Below are 19,314 nucleotides of genomic sequence, written 5' to 3'. Positions count from 1 at the left end.
GTCAGTACTCCACGTTCTGGTCGCGGCGGCGGATGACCGTCACCTCGTCGCGCTGGTTCCCGGTCGGGCCCAGGTAGTTGAAGGCCCAGGTCAACTGGGCGTAGCCGCCGACGAGATGGGTCGGCTTGAGCATCACGCGGGTGAGCGAGTTGTGGATGCCGCCCCGGCGGCCGGTCTTCTCGGTCTTCGGCACGCCGACCGTGCGCTCCTGGGCGTGGTTCATGTAGACGGTGCCGGCGGGCATCTTGTGGGAGACGATCGCGCGGGCGGTGACCACGCCGTTGCGGTTGACCGCCTCGATCCAGTCGTTGTCGCGGACCCCGATGGCGTCGGCGTCCCGCGGGGACATCCAGATCGTCTGCCCGCCCCGGCCGAGCGTCATCATGTACAGGTTGTCCTGGTACTGGGAGTGGATCGCCCACTTGTTGTGCGGGGTCAGGTACCGCACGGCGACCTGGTGCCCGTCGGAGGAGCCCAGCTCCGGCTCCCCGTACAGCCGGTGCATGTCCAGCGGCGGCTTGTAGACGGGCAGCGCCTCGCCGACCTCGTGCATCCAGTCGTGGTCGAGGAAGAAGTGCTGCCGTCCGGTGAGCGTGTGCCAGGGCTTGAGGTGTTCGGTGTTGACGGTGAAGGCGGTGTAGCGGCGGCCGCCGGACTCGCTGCCCGACCACTCGGGCGAGGTGATGACGGGGACGGGCCGGGCCTGGGTGTCGGCGAAGGTGATCCGCTTCCCCTCGGCCTCGGCGGCCAGGTGGGCCATCTCCTGCCCGGTCCGCTTCTCCAGCTTCTCGAAGCCCTGGGTGGCGAGCCGGCCGTTGGAGGTGCCGGAGAGGGAGAGGATCGCCTCACAGGCCCGCGCCGCCGTGTCCAGACGCGGCCGCCCGTCCGCGATCCCGCCCCTGACCAGGCCGTTCTTGGCGCCGAGGTAGGCGACCTCCTCGTCGACGTCGAAGGTGATCGCCTTCGTCGTCACCCCGAGCCGGTCGACCAGCGGGCCGAGCGCCGCGAACTTCTCGCCGACGGCCCCGTAGTCCCGCTCGACCACCGTCAGGCTGTACATCGTGCGCCCCGGGACCGGCTCGCACTCGCCCTTCGACCAGTCGAGCGCCACCCCGCCGGGCTGGGCCATCTCGCCGCCCGGGGTGTCGTGCTGGAGCGCCGTGGCCACCAGGTCCTTGCGGACCCCCAGGTGCTCCCCGGCCAGCTCGCCGAAGCGGCGGGCGAGGGCGAGGAAGGCGTCGTAGTCGGAGCGGGCCTGCCACGGCGGGTCGACGGCCGGGGTGAAGGCGTGGAGGAAGGGGTGCATGTCCGTGGAGGACAGGTCGTGCTTCTCGTACCAGGTCGCGGCCGGGAGGACGATGTCGGACAGCAGCGTCGTGCTCGTCATCCGGAAGTCCATGGCGAGGAGCAGGTCGAGCTTGCCCTCGACGTCGTCCGCCCGCCACCGCACGTCCCTGGGGGAGCAGCGCGGTCCGTCCCCGGGGAGGTTGGAGTGGGTGCCGAGGAGGTGCTTGAGGAAGTACTCGTTGCCCTTGGAGGAGGAGCCGAGGAGGTTGGCCCGCCACACGTTGAGCACCCGGGGCCAGTTCTCCGGCGCGTCCGGGTCCTCCCCGGCGAAGCCGAGGGACCCGTCCTTCAGCGCCTCCACCGTGTCGGCGACCGGGTCGTCCTGGGCGCCGAGCTCCAGCGGGTTGCGGTCGAAGGTCGGGTACGAGGGCATCCAGCCCATCCGCGCGGACGCGGCCAGGCAGTCGGCGCCGGTCATGCCCGCGAAGCGGCCGGCGCCGAGCGGCGAGGCCAGCGACTCGACGGGCAGGGTGTCGTACCGCCACTGGTCGGTGTGGAGGTAGAACCAGCCGGCGCCGATCATGTGCCGGGGCGGGCGGCCCCAGTCGGAGGCGCTCGCGAGGGTGGCCCAGCCGGTCACCGGCCGGCACTTCTCCTGGCCGACGTAGTGGCCCCAGCCGCCGCCGTTGCGGCCCTGGCAGCCGGTGAGCGTCAGCAGGGCGAGGAAGGCCCGGTAGATCGTCTCGGAGTGGAACCAGTGGTTGGTCCCGGCGCCCATGAGGATCATGCAGCGGCCGTGCGAGCGCTCGGCGGTGTCCGCGAACTCCCGCGCCACGCGCGCCGCCTGCGCCGCCGGGACCGAGGTCAGCGTCTCCTGCCAGGCGGGGGTGCCGGGCTGCGAGGCGTCCTCGTACGACGCGGGCCACTCGCCCGGCAGGCCGGGGCGCCCGACGCCGTACTGGGCGAGGAGCAGGTCGTACACGGTGGTGACGAGCGGCCCGTCCCCGGACAGCCGCCGCACGGGGACGCCCCGCCGCAGCACCTCGCCCTCCTCGTCGAAGCGGGGCAGCACGACCTCGGCGGTCCCGCCCTCCTCCAGGAGGGAGAGCCGGGGGCGGACGCCTTCGAGGTCCAGGTTCCAGTCGGGCTCGCCGGAGGTGCCCCAGCGGTGCCCGAGGGTGCCGTTCGGGACGACCGGCTCGCCGGTGGCGTCGTCGACGAGGACGGTCTTCCACTCGGCGTTCTCGGTCGTCGAGGCGTCTCCCCCGAGATCGGCGGCGGTGACGAACTTCCCCGGGACGAGCCCCTGTCCGGTCTCCTGGAGGGTGATCAGGAACGGCAGGTCGGTGTAGGTGCGGACGTACTCCGAGAAGAACGGCGTCTCGCGGTCGACGAAGAACTCCTTCAGCACCACGTGCCCCATCGCCAGGGCCAGCGCCCCGTCCGTGCCCGGGTGCGGGTGCATCCACTCGTCGGCGAACTTGGTGTTGTCGGCGAAGTCGGGGGAGACCGTGACGACCTTCTGGCCCCGGTAGCGGGCCTCCGTCATCCAGTGGGCGTCCGGGGTGCGCGTCACCGGCACGTTCGAGCCCCACATCAGCAGGTAGGCCGCGTCCCACCAGTCCCCGGACTCCGGCACGTCCGTCTGGTCGCCGAAGACCTGCGGCGAGGCGACCGGCAGGTCCGCGTACCAGTCGTAGAAGGAGAGCATCGGCGCGCCGATGAGGGAGTGGAAGCGGGCCCCGGCCGCGTGCGAGGCCATCGACATGGCGGGGATCGGGGAGAAGCCGGCCACCCGGTCCGGGCCGTGCTCCTTGATGGTGTGGACGTGGGCGGCGGCGGCGATCTCCACCGCCTCCTCCCAACTCGCCCGCACCAGACCGCCCTTGCCCCTGGCCTGCTGGTAGGTGCGGCGCCGGACCGGGTCGCGCTGGATGTCCGCCCAGGCGAGCACGGGGTCCTTCAGGCGCTTCTTCGCCTGCCGGTACATCGCGAGCAGGGTGCCCCGGACCATGGGGTGCCGGACCCGGGTGGGCGAGTAGCTGTACCAGGAGAACGAGGCGCCCCGGGGACAGCCGCGCGGCTCGTACTCGGGCCGGTCGGGGCCGACGGACGGGTAGTCCGTGGCCTGGGTCTCCCAGGTGATGATCCCGTCCTTGACGTACACCTTCCACCGGCACGAGCCGGTGCAGTTGACGCCGTGGGTGGAGTACACGACCTTGTCGTGGCTCCAGCGGTCCCGGTAGAACGACTCGCCCTCGCGACCGCCGGTGCGATGCACCGTCCGCAGGTCCTCGGAGACCTCGGAACGGGAGAAGAACCTTCCCGCTCGGAGGAGGATCTCGGCGGCGTCCGGCTGCTCCTGCTGCACGTCAGGCTCCTTCACGACGATGCGTCACGCGGCCTGAGCCTAGGTCGGGCAGAACGGCCCGAAGGGGGGCCGATGGTCCCGTACGAGGGTGACCAAATCCCGCATTTGTCCCGGGGCCCGGTGTGTGAGGCTGACCCGGTGAGCACCGTCCGACGATGGATACCGAACCAGCACGGAGCCTGGGCCATGCTCGCCGTGCCCTACCTGGCGGGAGTCCTGACCGGCTCCCCGGCCTGGCTGCAACTCCCCCTCTTCCTGGCGTGGTTGCTCGGCTACTGCGCCGTCTTCCACACCGAGCAGTTCGTACGGCTCCGACGCGCTTCCCGCAACCCCCGGGCCGCCGCACGGCACACCCGCCCCGCACTGGTCCTCGGCGCCGCCACGGCCGCCCTCGGCCTGCCCCTGCTGGTGGCCGAGCCCTGGCTCGGGGTCGCCGCCGCCCTGACGGCGCCCTTCCTCGCGGTGAACCTCCTCTACGCCCGCCGCAACAGGGAACGAGCCCTGGTCAACGGCCTCGTGGCCGTCGTCCCCGCCTGCGGGACGCTGCTCGTCGCGCACCGCGCGGGCGGCGGCACGGTCGCCGAGGCCCTCGCCCCCGCCCTCGCCTGCCTGCTGTACTTCGCCGGCACCGTCCCGTACGTGAAGACGATGATCCGCGAGCGGAGGTCGGCGGCGTACCGGAGGGGTTCGGTCGCCTACCACGCGGCGGCGCTCGTGGCGGCGGCCCTCCTGAACCCCTGGCTCGCCGTCCCCTTCGCCGTCTGTCTCGCCCGCGCCGCCGTGCTCCCCGGCCGGGGGATCGGGGTCCCGGTCGTGGGAGCGGTCGAGGTCGGCTGCTCGCTGCTGCTGCTCGGCCTGCTCGTCGCCGTGTACGGCTGACGGCCTACAGCGCCTCCCGCTTGGTGAGCCAGTTGAAGCAGATCCAGCCCGGCAGGACCGGCAGCCACAGGGTCAGCAGGCGGTAGAGGAGGACCGCCGGGGTGGCGACGTCGATGGGCAGGTTGCCCACGGCGACGAGACCGCCGATGAGCGCGCCCTCGACCGCGCCGACACCGCCGGGCGTCGGGGCCGCCGAACCCAGCGCGTTGCCCGCCAGGAAGACCACGGCCACGCCCGCGAAGCTGATCGACGCGGTCCCGTGCCCGAAGGCGCGGATCGACGCGTCCAGGCAGAGGACGAACACCCCGGTCAGCAGCAGCATCCCGCCGATGCCCGTGACCAGCTTCATCGGCCGCTGGAGCACGTCCAGCATGCGCGGCACCACGCCCGCGAAGAGCGACCGCAGCCGGGTCGAGACGAACTTCCGCATGAAGGGGATCGCCGTCATCACCAGGACCAGCACGGCGACCGTCAGCAGACCCGCGATCACCGTCCTCGACGGCGTGAACGACTGCGACTTCTCGGTGCCCGTCAGATAGCCGAAGGAGAGCAGCAGCAGGATGTGCGCCCCCAGCCCGAAGAGCTGCGAGGCGCCGACGCTCGCCACCGCGAGCCCCGGACGCACGCCCGCGCGCTGGAGGAAGCGGGTGTTGAGGGCGACACCGCCGACCGCCGCCGGGGCGACGATCTTCACGAACGAGCCGGCGACCTGCGCCACCACCGTCCGCCAGAACCCGACCCGCTCCGGCACGAAGCCGAGCAGGCTCATCGCCGCCGCCAGATAGCTGATCGCGGAGAAGACCACGGCCGCGGCCACCCAGCGCCAGTCCGCCTCGGCGACCGTGGACAGCGGCGTCCGGGCGATCTGCGACAGCAGGAAGTACGCGGCCACCGCGCCCGCGATCAGCGAGACCAGCGTCCGCGGCTTGATCCGCTCCAGGCGCACCGGCTCCACCGGCGCCTGCGGCCGGATCAGCAGCACCTGCCGGCGGATCTGCGCGAGCAGGTCCTCCTCGCGGGCCTCGTCCAGCGCCTCGTCGAGCGCCCGCTTCTCCGCCTTCTTGTCCGCCCGCTTCTCGGCCTTCTCGGCCCTGGGGTCGGTGCCGGGCGCCGGAAGCCCCGCGTGGGCGGCCGCCTTGGCCCGCTCCCGCTCCTTCTTCGCCGCCTCGGAAGCCGCGAGGACCGCCTCCCGCTCCCGCTGCGAGCGCTCCCGCGCCAGCCTGCGCAGGGTGGCCCGGGTCGAGCGGCTCAGCGCGATCGGCTGGAGCAGCGGCAGACAGTCCGCCACCGCGTCCGGCCCCAGCACCTCCACGGCCGCCGCCACCGTCCGCTCCGCCCCGACCCGCAGGCCCAGGGTGGTCAGGAACTGGGCGATGTCCATCCGCAGCACCAGATCGCCGGCGGCGATCTCGCCGCCGCGCAGATCCGTCAGGAACACCCTGCCGGAACGATCCACCAGGATCGCGTCCCCCGACAGCCTGCGGTGCGCGATCCGGCGCGACTGGAGCGCCTTCACCTGGCGCCACGCGCTCCGCGCCAGCTCGTCGGTGATGTCGGAGTCGTCCAGCGAGTCCAGGCTCCGCCCGCCGATGTGCTCGTACACGAGCATCACGGCGTCCGGCCCCAGCTCGGAGGTCGCGATCAGCTTCGGCGCGTTCGCCCCGGCCGCGATCGCCGCGTAGGCCAGCAGCGCCTCCTGCTCCAGCGCCTGCCGGAGCGAGACGATCGACCGGCGGGTGGTCACCGTCCGCAGGGTGATCCGCCGCCACAGCCGGTAGAAGAAGCCGTGCGCCTGTTGCTCCCGGTCGACGACGGTGACGTCCAGCGGCGGCCCGTCCTCCAGGTTCACGATGTACCGGCGGCCCCGGTCCCCGCTCTCCGCCGTCTCCGGCACCTCCTCGGCGCGCAGCGCCGTCACCGGCCGGAAACCGACCCGGCGCAGCCCGGCGAGGAGGGTCTGACCCGTCGGTCTCACGTTCGGGGAGCCGACCGCGTACAGGGTGCCGTACGCCACCGTCCAGCCGATCAGCACGGTGAGGATGATCGAGAAGGCGGTGGTGTAGCCGGCCACCAGCATGGTGAAGGCGTCGAGCAGCAGCACCGCCCAGAGCGAGAACCGCCAGCGCGGTCTGCGGGCCATGCCGACGGCCGTCATGTACGCGATCACCGGCGCGAGGTAGTTGTGCACCGGGTCGGTCAGCCCGCCGCCGCTCGCCGGCTGGGTCAGCGCGTCCTGGATGGTGTCCGGCGCCGCCTTCGCCACCCACAGGTCGATCGCCAGGGTCACGCCGTGCGCGAGCACCGCGGCCAGCACGCCGTCGGCGATCCGCAGCCCGTCCCGTTTCACCAGCCGCTCGATGGCGAACGCCACCGGCAGGACCAGGATCGCGATCGACGAGACCAGACCGGCGATCTTGACGAAGACGTCGGGGGCGCCGACGGCCCCCTTGTTGATGTCGTCCTCGAGACCCGACGTGGTGCCGTGGGCGACGGCGGCGATGGCGAGGACGACGGCGATGGCCAGCACACCGGCCAGGAGACGCATCAGGTCGGAGGGCCGGTGGACACGGGCGGCGAGCAGCGGCTCGTCGCCGGAGACCCGTTCGGGCATGTCGGGCCGAGCCTCACCGGGAGGCTGAGTGTCCTGACCCATCACCATGTCCGTCTCTGCGTGTTCTGCTGCTTGCGTCTGTCGCTGTTGATCTCGTATCACCGGTCACCGCCCGGACGATGGTGGCACGAAGAGCCGCCCGGCGGAGGCATCAGTGCCATGTCGGTGGGGTGAGGCAGGATGAGCCGGATGAGCCTGGAGGGACCCGTGGGACGGAACGGAGCGAGCGGAGCGAACGACTCCGGAGCGGCGGGCGAGCTGCCCCCGTACGCGGAAGCGGTGCTCGACGTCGCCGACCGCATCCCGCCGGGCCGGGTGATGACCTACGGGGACGTGGCCGAATGGCTCGGCGAGGGAGGCCCCCGCCAGGTCGGCCGCGTCATGGCCCTCTACGGCGGATCGGCCCCGTGGTGGCGGGTCGTTCGCGCCGACGGCACCCTGCTCCCCGGCCACGAGCTGCGCGCCCTCGGCCACTACCGCGACGAGGGCACCCCGCTGCGCGAGCGCGGCCCCGCCGCCGACGGGCACGTCCCGCGGATCGACATGCGCCGGGCCCGGTGGGACGGCGGCCACGGCGACGGCGCGGGCGGCGAACCGGAATGAGCCGCGCGGCCCGGGGCCGGCGCCGGGCGTGCGGGATCTCACACGGGACCCCGTACGCGCCCGTGCCACCCCGGCGGCGCCCGGAAGAGCGGCCGTCCGGTCCGGGAGACCAGGGCCCGCCGCCGCCCGGTTTCGCGTAACGTCGACGGGCGTGCCGCGCCCGGCGCCGGGGCCGGCGGGGCCGGCGGGGAAACGGACAGCGGTACGGGCACGGGTACGCGCGCGTGCCGGGGCCCGTACCCCGCCCCGCACCGCCGTCACTCCGCCACCACCGTCGTCAGCAGCACCAGCACCGGCACCACATCACCATCGACCAGGACCGGCCAACCACGTGAGCTCCTCCTCCACCACCCGGCCGACGCCGCCGCACCAGGGACAGCCGTACCCGGGCGCGGGCCGGCAGCGGACCCCCGGCGCGTACCGGCTGGTGCGCACGGCCCCGGCCCCGGTGGATCCCCCTCAGCTGGACGCAGCGCAGCGAGCGGTGGTTGAGCACGACCGGGGACCGCTGCTCGTCCTCGCCGGACCCGGCACCGGCAAGACGACGACGCTGGTGGAGGCCGTCGCCCGCCGCATGGAGCGCGGCACCGACCCCGAGCGGATCCTGGTCCTCACCTTCAGCCGCAAGGCCGCCGTCGAGCTCCGCGACCGGATGGCCACCCGGCTCGGCGGCCGCCGGCCGCCGCAGGCCACCACCTTCCACTCCTACTGCTACGCCCTCATCCGGGCCCACCAGGACGCCGAGCTCTTCGCCGAACCGCTCCGGCTGCTCTCCGGCCCCGAACAGGACCTCGCCGTCCGCGAGCTCCTCGCCGGCCAGATCGACCTCGAACGGACCGGGATCGGCGGGGTCCGCTGGCCCGACGAACTCCGCGCCTGCCTCACCACCCGCGGCTTCGCCGACGAGGTCCGCGCGGTCCTCGCCCGCTCCCGCGAGCTCGGCCTCGGCCCCGACGCGCTCCGGCGCTTCGCCGAACGCGTCGGCCGCCCCGACTGGAAGGCCGCCGCCGGCTTCCTCGCCGAGTACCTCGACGTCCTCGACCTCCAGGGCGTCCTCGACTACACCGAGCTGGTGCACCGGGCGGTCCTGCTCGCCGAGCGGGTCGACCTCCCCGCGTACGACGCCGTCTACGTCGACGAGTACCAGGACACCGACCCCGCCCAGGTCCGGCTGCTCACCGCGCTCACCGGGGGCGGCCGGAACACGGTCGTCGCCTTCGGCGACCCCGACCAGTCGATCTACGCCTTCCGCGGCGCCGACGTGAACGGCATCCTCGACTTCCCCGCGGCCTTCGGCGGCGCTCCCGTCCGCGTCCTCGGCACCTCCCGCCGGGCCGGCGCCGGCCTGCTCGCGGCCACCCGGCAGCTCACCCGCCGGATGCCGCTTAGCCGGCTGCCCGCCGAGAAGGTCCGGGCCCACCGCGAGCTGACGCCGGTACGGGAGGGGGGCCGGGCCGAGGCGTACACGTACCCCACCGGCTCCGCCGAGGCCGAGAACATCGCCGACCTGCTCCGCCGCGCCCACCTGGAGGACGGCGTCCCGTGGCACGCCATGGCCGTCCTCACCCGCGCCGGCGCCGGGCTCCCCGCCCTCCGCCGCGCCCTCACCTCGGCCGGCGTCCCCGTGGAGACCGACGCCGCCGACACCCCCCTCCGCCACGAACCGGCGGTCGCCCCCCTCCTGCTGGCCCTGCGGGCGGTGGCCCACGCCGCGGGCGGCACCACCGCCGTCCCGGTGGCGGGCACGACGGGCCCCGCCGCCGCACCGGCGTCCGAACCCTCGCCCGCGGCGCCGGCGCGGGACGAGCCGGCGCCGCAGCCCGCGCCCGCGCGGGACGAGCCGTCCGCACCCGACGAGCCGTCCGTACCGACCGCGCCCACGCAGGACGAGTCGTCCGCTCAGGACCAGCCGCCCGCGCAGGCCGCGCCGTCCGCAGAGGCCGCCTGGCTCCCGGTCGAGACCGCCCTCGAACTGCTCGCCTCGCCGCTGGCCGGCATCGACCCCGCGGACCTGCGGAGGCTCGGCCGCGCCCTGCGCGACGAGGCCCGGGCCGCGGGCGACAGGCTCCCGCCCCCCTCCGACGTCCTGCTCGCCTCCGCCCTCGCCGAGCCCGAGCGCCTCGCCGCGCACGACCCCGCCTACGCCCGCGGCGCGCTCCGCCTGGGCCGGCTCCTCCAGGAGACCCGCGCGCTGCTCGCCGCCGGCGGCACCGCGGAGGAGGCCCTGTGGGTGCTGTGGAACGGCACCCCCTGGCCCGGCCGCCTGGAGCGCGCCGCCCTCCGCGGCGGCCCCGCCGGCCGCAACGCCGACCGGGACCTGGACGCCGTCTGCGCGCTCTTCGAGACCGCCGCCCGCGCCGAGGAGCGGCTCGGCGGCCGCGGCGTGCTCAACTTCCTGGAAGAGCTCGACGCCCAGGACATCGCGGCCGACACCCTCACCCGCCGCCACACCCGCCCGGACGCCGTCCGCCTGATGACCGCCCACCGCTCCAAGGGCCTGGAGTGGAGCCTCGTCGTCGTCGCCGGCGTCCAGGAGGGCCTCTGGCCGGACCTGCGCCGCCGCGGCTCCCTCCTCGAAGCCGACCGGATCGGCCGCGACGGCCTCGCCGAACCGCTCACCGCCGGCGCCCTCCTCGCCGAGGAACGCCGCCTCTTCTACGTGGCCGCCACCCGCGCCCGCGACCGGCTGGTCGTCACCGCCGTGAAGGCCCCCGCCGAGGACGGCGACCAGCCCTCCCGCTTCCTCGCCGAGCTCGGCGCCGAACCGACGGAGGTGCCGGGCCGGCCCCGCCGCCCGCTCGCCGTCTCCGCGCTCGTCGCCGAGCTGCGCGCCACCACCGTCGATCCGGACGCCTCGCCCGCGCTCCGGGACGCCGCCGCCCGCCGCCTCGCCACGCTGGCCGCCCTCGCCGACGAGGACGGGCAGCCGATGGTCCCGGCCGCCCACCCGGACCGCTGGTGGGGCCTCCACGAACCCACCCGCAGCGCGGTGCCGCTGCGCGACCGCGAACGCCCGGTCGCGCTCTCCCCGAGCGCCCTGGAGAACCTCGCCGCCACCTGTTCGCTCCAGTGGTTCCTGGGCCGCGAGGTCAAGGCCGCCGAACCCGCCTCCGCCGCGCAGGGCTTCGGCAACGTCGTCCACGTCCTCGCCGACGAGGTCGCCTCCGGCCGCACCCCGGCCGACCTGGACGTCCTCATGGCCCGGCTCGACACGGTCTGGGACGCGCTCGCCTTCGACGCCCCCTGGAAGTCCGAACAGGAGAAGGGGCACGCGCGCGTGGCCCTGGAACGGTTCCTGCGCTGGCACGTCATGGACCGCGGCGGCCGCACCCCCGCCGCCTCCGAGCACGGCTTCGACGTCACCCTGGACGCGGGGGAGTACCAGGTCCGCATCCGCGGCTCCATGGACCGCGTCGAGACCGACGAGGAGGGCCGCGCCTACGTCGTCGACTTCAAGACCGGCAAGTCCGCCCCCACCCGGGACGAGGTCGACCACCACCCGCAGCTCGCCGTCTACCAGCTGGCCGTCCGCGAGGGCGCCCTGGACGAGGTCTTCGGCGGACACCGTCCCGAACCGGGCGGCGCCGAACTCGTCCAGCTGCGCCAGGCCGCGCCCAAGAAGGAGGGCGGCGACGCCCTGCCCAAGGTGCAGGGCCAGCGGCCGCCGGAGGGGGAGTGGGTCGGGGACCTGCTCGCCACCGCCGCCGGCCGGGTCCTCGACGAACGCTTCACGCCGACGACCGGGCAGCACTGCGCGACCTGCTCCTTCCGCGCCGCGTGCAGCGCCAGGCCCGAGGGCCGCCAGGTCGTCGACTGACGGAGTGACGCGAGTCACGTTCCCGGTTGCGCATCCTTTGTCCACCCCCGGTCGATCGTCGGGCGCGTGCCACCCCATAAGGTCTGCGTGAAGAAAACCTGTGAAAATTCGCTTTCGAACACATCGAAGCGCATCGAACACGCTGAGAAACTGAGGGGTAAGCGCATGAGGGCCAACCGGAAGCTCTGGGCCGCGACGACGATCTGCCTGACCGCCGTTGTCGGTCTCACGGGCTGCGGCAAGGGTGACGACAAGCCCGCCGACCCCTTCGCGGGCCTCTCCGCCGACGCGATCGCCGACAAGGCCGTCGAGGCGACCAAGGGTGCCACCGCCTTCCGCATGAACGGCAGCGGCACCAACGAGGGCGAAGAGATGACGGTCGACTTCGCCGTCGACGACAAGGGCAACTGCAAGGGCTCCATGCAGAGCGGCAAGGGCGGCAAGGCCGAGATCCTCGGCACCGGCGGCACCAGCTACATGAAGGGCGACGACGCCTTCTGGAAGTCCACCGGCGGCGAGGAGGGCTCCTCCGACGAGGAGGCCGGCGCCATCTCCACGCTGCTCAACGGCCGCTGGATGAAGATGCCGGCCGGCGAGGAGGGCCCCGCCGCCTTCTGCGACCTCAAGAGCATCGTCAAGGACATGGACGAGGACACCCCCCGCAAGGGCATGACCCGTGAGGCCGACGCCGACGTCGACGGCACCCCGGCCGTCGTCCTCAAGGGCAAGGCCGACAAGAAGGGCGAGACCGACACGTTCTACGTGGCCCGGGACTCCGCCAAGCCCTACATCCTCCGCGTCGTCACCGCCGGTGGCGAGGAGCCGGGCACCGTCACCTTCGCCGACTACGACAAGCCGGTCGCCGTCACCGCCCCGCCGGCCGACCAGGTCGTCGACATGGAGCAGCTCATGAAGGCCGGCGCCGGCAGCTGAACCCCCGGCGCCGAGTAGCGGCCACGCGCGCGCGGGGCCACCCTGGTGGACAGGGCCGGGGGGACGAGGAGGCTCGCCATGACGTCCCACCGGAACCCCCGACACCACCGGAAGCTCCGCGCCGCGGCGGTCGTCTGCGCCGCCGTCGCCGTCGCGGGCCCCGCCCCGGCGGCGGCCTGGGCGGCGACGGCACCCCAGGGCCCCGCCGCGGCCCCGACGCCCGACCCCTTCGACGGGCTCACGCCCGCCGCGATCGCCGACCGGGCCGTGGACGCCACCCGCTCCGCCGACTCCCTGCGCATGACCGGCGAGGTCGTCAGCGAGGGACAGGACCTCGCCGTCGACTTCTCCGTCGACGACCGGGGCTCCTGCCAGGGCCGCATCGGCGTCGACGACGGCAGGGCCGAACTCCGCCGGGTGGACGCCATCACGTACATGAAGGGCGACGAGTCCTTCTGGCGGACCTCCATGACCGCGCAGGGCGTGCCCGAGAACCAGATCGCCCCCGTCATCGAACTCGTCGAGGGCCGCTGGCTCAAGATCGCCCCCGGCCAGGCCGGCAGCGGCGACCTCAGCGAGGTCTGCGACCTCGACTCCCTCCTCGACGACCTCGGCGAGGACGAGGATCGGCAGGGCCTCACCCGCGGCCCCGACCGCGAGGTGGACGGCACCCCCGTGGCGACCCTGGTGAAGAAGGACGGCGACGAGACCACCACCGTCTCCGTCGCGCAGGAGGGCGAGCCGTACATCCGCGAGGTCGTCAGGACCGGCGGCGACGAACCCGGCAGGATGACCCTCTCCGACTTCGACCGCCCCGTGAAGGTCGCCGTCCCGCCGGCCGACGAGACCGTCGACCTCTCCCGGCTCGACCCCGGCACCCCCGCCTGACCCCCGCACGCCCCCGGCCCCGAGACCGCGGGCGGGGCCGGTGCGGGCCCGGGATGTCCGACCGCCCGGTTAGCCTCTTCAGGGTGACCGCGCACCTCACCGACCCCGAGCAGCTCAAGGAGCTCCTCGGCATCCCCTTCACCCCGGAGCAGACGGCCTGCATCACCGCGCCGCCCGCCCCGCAGGTCATCGTGGCCGGAGCCGGCTCCGGCAAGACCACGGTGATGGCGGCCCGGGTGGTGTGGCTGGTCGGCACCGGGCAGGTCGCCCCCGAGCAGGTCCTCGGCCTCACCTTCACCAACAAGGCGGCCGGCGAGCTCGCCGAGCGCGTCCGCACCGCCCTCGTCCGGGCCGGCGTCACCGACCCCGACCCGGTCGACCCCGAGAACCCCCCGGGCGAGCCCCGCATCTCGACGTACCACGCCTTCGCCGGGCAGCTCCTCACCGACCACGGCCTGCGCATCGGCCTCGAACCGACCTCCCGGCTCCTCGCCGACGCCACCCGCTTCCAGCTCGCCGCGCGCGTGCTGCGCGAGGCCCCCGGCCCGTACCCGGCGCTCACCAAGTCCTTCCCGGCCCTCGTCGAGAACCTGCTCGCGCTCGATGCCGAACTGGCCGAGCACCTCGTCGAGCCCGCCGACCTCCTCGCCCACGACGCCGAGCTGCTCACCTCCCTCGCCGCCGCCAAACTCACCAACGACGACCTGCGCAAACTCCCCGAGACCGCCGCCGCCCGCCGCGAACTCACCGGGCTCGTCACCCGCTACCGGGCCGCCAAGCGCTCCCGCGACCTCCTCGACTTCGGCGACCAGATCGCCCTCTCCGCGCGGATCGCCACCACCCGCCCCGAGGTCGGCACGATCCTCCGCGACGAGTTCCGCGTCGTCCTCCTCGACGAGTACCAGGACACCTCCGTCGCCCAGCGGCTCCTCCTCTCCGGCCTCTTCGGCCAGGGCACCGGCCACCCCGTCACCGCCGTCGGCGACCCCTGCCAGGCCATCTACGGCTGGCGCGGCGCCTCCGTCGCCAACCTCGACGACTTCCCCGCCCACTTCCCGCACGCCGACGGCACCCCCGCGAGCCGCCACTCCCTCTCCGAGAACCGCCGCAGCGGCGGCCGCCTCCTCGACCTCGCCAACGGCCTCGCCGCCCCGCTGCGCGCGATGCACGCGGGCGTGGAGGCGCTGCGTCCCGCCCCCGGCGCCGAGGCCGACGGCACCGTCCGGATCGCCCTCCTCCCCACCCACGCCGAGGAGATCGACTGGCTCGCCGACTCCCTCGCCCACCTCGTCCGCACCGGCCGCGAACCCGGCTCCATGGCCGTCCTGTGCCGCACCGCCGGCGACTTCCCCGCGATCCAGGCCGCCCTCGTCGCCCGCGGCGTGCCGGTCGAGGTCGTCGGCCTCTCCGGCCTGCTCCACCTCCCCGAGGTCGCCGACCTCGTCGCCGTCTGCGAGGTCCTCCAGGACCCCGGTGCCAACGCCGACCTGGTCCGCCTCCTCACCGGCCCCCGCTGGCGCATCGGCCCCCGCGACCTCGCCCTCCTCGGCCGCCGCGCCCGCCTCCTCGTCCACCGCGGCGGCACCGTCCCCGACCCGGCGCAGAAGCTCGCCGCCGCCGTCGAGGGCGTCGACCCCGCCGAGGTGGTCTCGCTCGCCGACGCCCTCGACACCTTCCTCGACTCCGCCGGCCACCCCGACGACGGCCTGCCCTTCTCCGCCGAGGCCCGGGTCCGCTTCGCCCGCCTCGCCGCCGAGCTCCGCACCCTGCGCGCCTCGCTCGCCGACCCCCTCATGGACGTCCTCCACCGGGTCCTCTCCGTCACCGGCCTGGAGGTCGAGCTCTCCGCCTCCCCGCACGCGCTCGCCGCCCGCCGCCGCGAGACCCTCGGCAACTTCCTGGACGTCGCCGCCGGCTTCGCCTCCCTCGACGGCGAGGCGAGCCTCCTCGCCTTCCTCGGCTTCCTGCGCACCGCCGTCCAGTTCGAGAAGGGCCTCGACAACGCCCTCCCGGGCGGTGAGAACACCGTCAAGGTGCTCACCGCGCACAAGTCCAAGGGCCTCGAATGGGACGTCGTCGCCGTCCCCGGCCTGGTCACCGGCCAGTTCCCGTCCGCCCGCGCCCGCGAGTCCTGGACCTCCCAGCCCCAGGTCCTCCCGCACGCCCTGCGCGGCGACGCCGCCACCCTCCCGGACCTCGGCACCTGGGACGCCAAGTCCCTGTCGGCCTTCAAGGCCGCCATGAAGGACCACCAGCACACCGAGGAGCTCCGCCTCGGCTACGTCACCTTCACCCGCCCCCGCACCCTCCTCCTGGCCTCCGCCCACTGGTGGGGACCGGCCCAGAAGAAGCCCCGGGGCCCCTCCGCCTTCATGACGGAGCTGTACGACCACTGCGCCAGGGGCCACGGCGACATCGAGGCATGGGCGGACGAGCCCGAGAAGGGCGCCGAGAACCCGCTCCTCGCGGCGGCGACCGGCGACCTCCCCTGGCCGCTGCCCCTGGACGAGGAGGCGCTGGGGCGCCGCAGGAAGGCCGCCGAACTGGTCCACCGGCACCTGTGGTCCGCCGTCCCGCCCGAGGCCGCCGCGGCGCCCGCCCCGCAGGACCCGCCCGCCGAGGACCTCTGGCTCCCGGACGACCCCGCGGCGGAGCCCGTGCGGGACGCCACCGTCCCGCACCCCCGCGAGCACGGGCTCACCGCCGAGGAGACCCGCACCCTCGCCTCCTGGGACCGGGACCTCACCGCCCTCACCGCCGAGCTGCGCCGCTCCCGCGCCACCACGCGCGACGTCGTCCTCCCCCCCTACCTCTCCGCCTCCCAGGTCCTCCGCCTCGCCGAGGACCCGGACGGCTTCGCACAGGAGCTGGCCCGCCCCATGCCGAAGGCCCCGCAGCCCGCGGCCCGCCGCGGCACCCGCTTCCACGCGTGGGTGGAGTCACGCTTCGAGGAGCTCCCGCTGCCGTTCCTCGGCCCGGAGGAGCTCCCCGGCGGCGAGGACTTCGCCGGCGAGCCGGAGATCGTCGACGAGCGGGACCTGGAGGCCCTCAAGGAGGCGTTCGCCCGCACGCCGTACGCCCACCGCACCCCGTACCGGGTGGAGGTCCCCGTCCACCTCACCCTCGCGGGCCGGGTGGTCCGCGGCCGGATCGACGCCGTCTACCGGGACCCGGAATCGGGCGCGTACGAGATCGTCGACTGGAAGACCAGCCACCACCGGTCCGCCGACCCCCTCCAGCTGGCGCTGTACCGGCTCGCCTGGGCCGAGCAGCACGGCCTGGAGCCCGGGGAGGTGGCCGCCGCCTTCGTCTACGTACGCACCGGCGAGGTGGCCCGCCCGGCCCGGCTGCCCGGACGGGCGGAGCTGGAGGCCATCCTGCTGGGCGGGGCACCCCCCGGCGCCGGATAGGCTCGGGACCATGAGCGAGACCCCGGACAGCGCCGTCCACCCCGTACGCGCGTACGTCGCGCAGCACCGTGCCGCCTTCCTCGGCGACCTCGCGGAATGGCTGCGCATCCCGTCCGTCTCGGCGCAGCCGGAGCGGGCCGGGGACGTGCGGCGCAGCGCCGAGTGGCTGGCCGGCTCCCTGAAGGAGACGGGCTTCGCCACGGTCGAGGTCTGGGAGACCGCCGGGGCCCCGGCGGTCTTCGCCGAGTGGCCGTCCGCCGACCCGGACGCGCCGACGGTCCTCGTCTACGGCCACCACGACGTGCAGCCGGCCGCCCGCGAGGACGGCTGGCACACCGACCCCTTCGAGCCGACCGTCGTCGACGGGCGGATGTACGCGCGCGGGGCGGCCGACGACAAGGGCCAGGTGTTCTTCCACACCCTCGGGGTCCGCGCCCACCTCGCCGCGACCGGCCGCACCACGCCCGCCGTCCACCTGAAGATGCTCGTGGAGGGCGAGGAGGAGTCCGGCTCGCCGCACTTCCGCGCGCTCGTCGAGGAGCACGCCGGCCGGCTCGCCGCCGACGTGGTGATCGTCTCCGACACCGGCATGTGGTCCGAGACCACGCCGACCGTCTGCACCGGCATGCGCGGCGTCGCCGACTGCGAGATCGACCTGTACGGCCCCGACCAGGACATCCACTCCGGTTCCTTCGGCGGCGCCGTCCCCAACCCGGCCACCGTCGCGGGCCGGATCGTCGCCGCCCTGCACGACGCCGGCGAGCGGGTGGCGATCCCCGGCTTCTACGACGGGGTGACCGGCCTCACGGAGGCCGAGCGGCGGCTCGTCGCCGAGCTCCCCTTCGACGAGGCGGCCTGGCTGCGCACCGCCAAGTCCCACGGCACCCTCGGCGAGGCCGGCCACTCGACCCTGGAGCGCGTCTGGGCCCGCCCGACCGCCGAGGTCAACGGCATCGGCGGCGGCTACCAGGGCCCCGGCGGCAAGACCATCGTCCCGGCCTCCGCCCACCTCAAGCTGTCCTTCCGGCTGGTCGCGGGGCAGGACCCGTACCGGATCGAGACGCTGGTGCGGGAGTGGCTGGCCGGACTCGTCCCGGCCGGCATCCGGTACGAGATCGCCTTCGGCGCCCCGACCCGCCCCTGCCTCACCCCGCTCGGCCACCCGGCCCTCACGGCGGTGGCCGGCGCGATGAGCCGGGCCTTCGACGGGGCCACCGTCCGCTACACGCGCGAGGGCGGCTCGGGACCCGCCGCCGACCTCCAGGACGTCCTGGACGCGCCCGTGCTCTTCCTGGGCATCTCGGTCCCGTCCGACGGCTGGCACGCGCCGAACGAGAAGGTCGAACTGGACCTCCTCATGAAGGGCGTCGAGACGACCGCCCACCTGTGGGGCGACCTCCCGGCCGCCCTGCGGGCCGGCGAGCGCTGAGCGCCGGGCCGAACGCCGTCATCACTGTCACCGATCCGGGGGAGCTGGAAGCACCTGTGAACACCTTGAACAACGCGTTCGCGGACCGCCCGATCTCGCTCACCGCCCCGAGCGGGATCGACCGGGCCGCCCATCACCGTCTCGACGAGGCTTGGCTCGCGGCCGCCTGGAGCCACCCGAGCACCCGCGTCTTCGTGGTGTCGGGCGGCCAGGTGCTGATCGACGACCGCCCCGACGGCACCACCGAGCTCGTCATGACGCCGGCGTTCGAGGCGCCGATGACCGAGACCCACCGCTACTTCCTCGGGACCGACGCCGACGGGGTCTCGTACTTCGCGCTCCAGAAGGACTCGCTGCCCGGCCGCATGGACCAGTCGGCCCGCCCGGCGGGCCTGCGCGAGGCCGGCCTGCTCCTCTCGCCGCGCGACGCGGGCCTGATGACCCACGCGGTCGCCCTGGAGAACTGGCAGCGCCTCCACCGCTTCTGCTCCCGCTGCGGCGAGCGCACGGTGATCGCCGCCGCCGGGCACATCCGCCGCTGTCCGGTCTGCGGCGCCGAGCACTACCCGCGCACCGACCCGGCGGTGATCATGCTGGTCACCGACGACCAGGACCGGGCGCTGCTCGGCCGCCAGGTGCACTGGCCGGAGGGCCGCTTCTCGACGCTGGCCGGGTTCGTCGAGCCCGGCGAGTCGATCGAGCAGGCGGTGGTCCGGGAGGTCTTCGAGGAGGCCGGTGTCACCGTCGGCGAGGTCGGCTACGTGGCCAGCCAGCCGTGGCCGTTCCCGTCCAGCCTGATGCTCGGCTTCTTCGCGCGGGCCACCTCGCCGGAGATCGAGGTGGACGGCGAGGAGATCCACGAGGCCCGCTGGTTCTCCCGCGAGGACCTGGAGGCGGGCTTCGCCTCCGGCGAGATCCTGCCGCCGTACGGCATCTCGATCGCCTCGCGCCTGATCGAGCTCTGGTACGGCAAGCCCCTGCCGAAGCCCGGCGACGTCGTCTGAGCCGCGGGCCGTCCCTGCCGGACCCGCGAGGTCCCGCAGGGACGGCCCCGGCCCGTACGTGCGAGGAGCCCCCGCCGGAACC

10 protein-coding genes are annotated in these 19,314 nt (G+C 74.4%); 8 read left to right on the top strand and 2 right to left on the bottom strand.

Annotation, left to right across the window (positions count from 1 at the left end; genetic code table 11):
- Window position 1: 1 nt before the first annotated feature.
- Window positions 2-3,658, bottom strand: a complete 3,657-nt coding sequence (locus tag ACFVU3_RS37640) for a nitrate reductase subunit alpha (protein ID WP_390073289.1) — start codon at window positions 3,656-3,658, stop codon at window positions 2-4.
- A gap of 138 nt (window positions 3,659-3,796) precedes the next feature.
- Between ACFVU3_RS37640 and ACFVU3_RS37635 the strand changes: the two genes are divergently transcribed.
- On the top strand, window positions 3,797-4,537 hold the full coding sequence (locus ACFVU3_RS37635) for a YwiC-like family protein (protein WP_390073288.1): 741 nt from the start codon (window positions 3,797-3,799) through the stop codon (window positions 4,535-4,537).
- 4 nt (window positions 4,538-4,541) lie between these two features.
- On the opposite strand, the gene ACFVU3_RS37630 is transcribed toward ACFVU3_RS37635, so the two are convergent.
- Window positions 4,542-7,190, bottom strand: a complete 2,649-nt coding sequence (locus ACFVU3_RS37630; RefSeq protein WP_390073287.1) for a lysylphosphatidylglycerol synthase domain-containing protein — start codon at window positions 7,188-7,190, stop codon at window positions 4,542-4,544.
- 138 nt (window positions 7,191-7,328) lie between these two features.
- Between ACFVU3_RS37630 and ACFVU3_RS37625 the strand changes: the two genes are divergently transcribed.
- From ACFVU3_RS37625 to nudC, 7 genes are all read left to right on the top strand, one after another.
- Window positions 7,329-7,751 (top strand): MGMT family protein, encoded by a 423-nt coding sequence (locus tag ACFVU3_RS37625; protein ID WP_390073286.1) that lies wholly within the window; start codon window positions 7,329-7,331, stop codon window positions 7,749-7,751.
- 331 nt (window positions 7,752-8,082) lie between these two features.
- Entirely contained in the window at window positions 8,083-11,568 is a 3,486-nt protein-coding gene (locus ACFVU3_RS37620; RefSeq protein ID WP_390073285.1) for a UvrD-helicase domain-containing protein, read from the top strand.
- A 165-nt stretch (window positions 11,569-11,733) separates the two neighbouring features.
- Window positions 11,734-12,501: a hypothetical protein gene (locus tag ACFVU3_RS37615; protein WP_390073284.1), complete on the top strand. Its 768-nt coding sequence runs from the start codon at window positions 11,734-11,736 to the stop codon at window positions 12,499-12,501.
- A gap of 78 nt (window positions 12,502-12,579) precedes the next feature.
- Window positions 12,580-13,389 (top strand): hypothetical protein, encoded by an 810-nt coding sequence (locus tag ACFVU3_RS37610; RefSeq protein WP_390073283.1) that lies wholly within the window; start codon window positions 12,580-12,582, stop codon window positions 13,387-13,389.
- 83 nt (window positions 13,390-13,472) lie between these two features.
- Window positions 13,473-16,799 carry a UvrD-helicase domain-containing protein gene (locus tag ACFVU3_RS37605; RefSeq protein WP_390073282.1) on the top strand — a complete coding sequence of 1,109 codons (3,327 nt, stop codon included), beginning with the start codon at window positions 13,473-13,475 and terminating at the stop codon, window positions 16,797-16,799.
- Between the two features lie 10 nt (window positions 16,800-16,809).
- The gene (locus tag ACFVU3_RS37600) at window positions 16,810-18,228 is read left to right on the top strand and encodes a dipeptidase (protein WP_390073281.1); all 1,419 of its coding nucleotides are present in this window, start codon (window positions 16,810-16,812) and stop codon (window positions 18,226-18,228) included.
- Between the two features lie 56 nt (window positions 18,229-18,284).
- The gene (gene nudC, locus ACFVU3_RS37595; protein ID WP_390073280.1) at window positions 18,285-19,232 is read left to right on the top strand and encodes an NAD(+) diphosphatase; all 948 of its coding nucleotides are present in this window, start codon (window positions 18,285-18,287) and stop codon (window positions 19,230-19,232) included.
- The last annotated feature ends 82 nt before the right edge of the window (window positions 19,233-19,314 follow it).

This window comes from Streptomyces sp. NPDC058052, from assembly GCF_042885515.1.
Taxonomy (GTDB): domain Bacteria; phylum Actinomycetota; class Actinomycetes; order Streptomycetales; family Streptomycetaceae; genus Streptomyces.
Note: the sequence above shows the minus strand (reverse complement) of the source record. Positions and strands in the feature narration are given on the sequence as shown.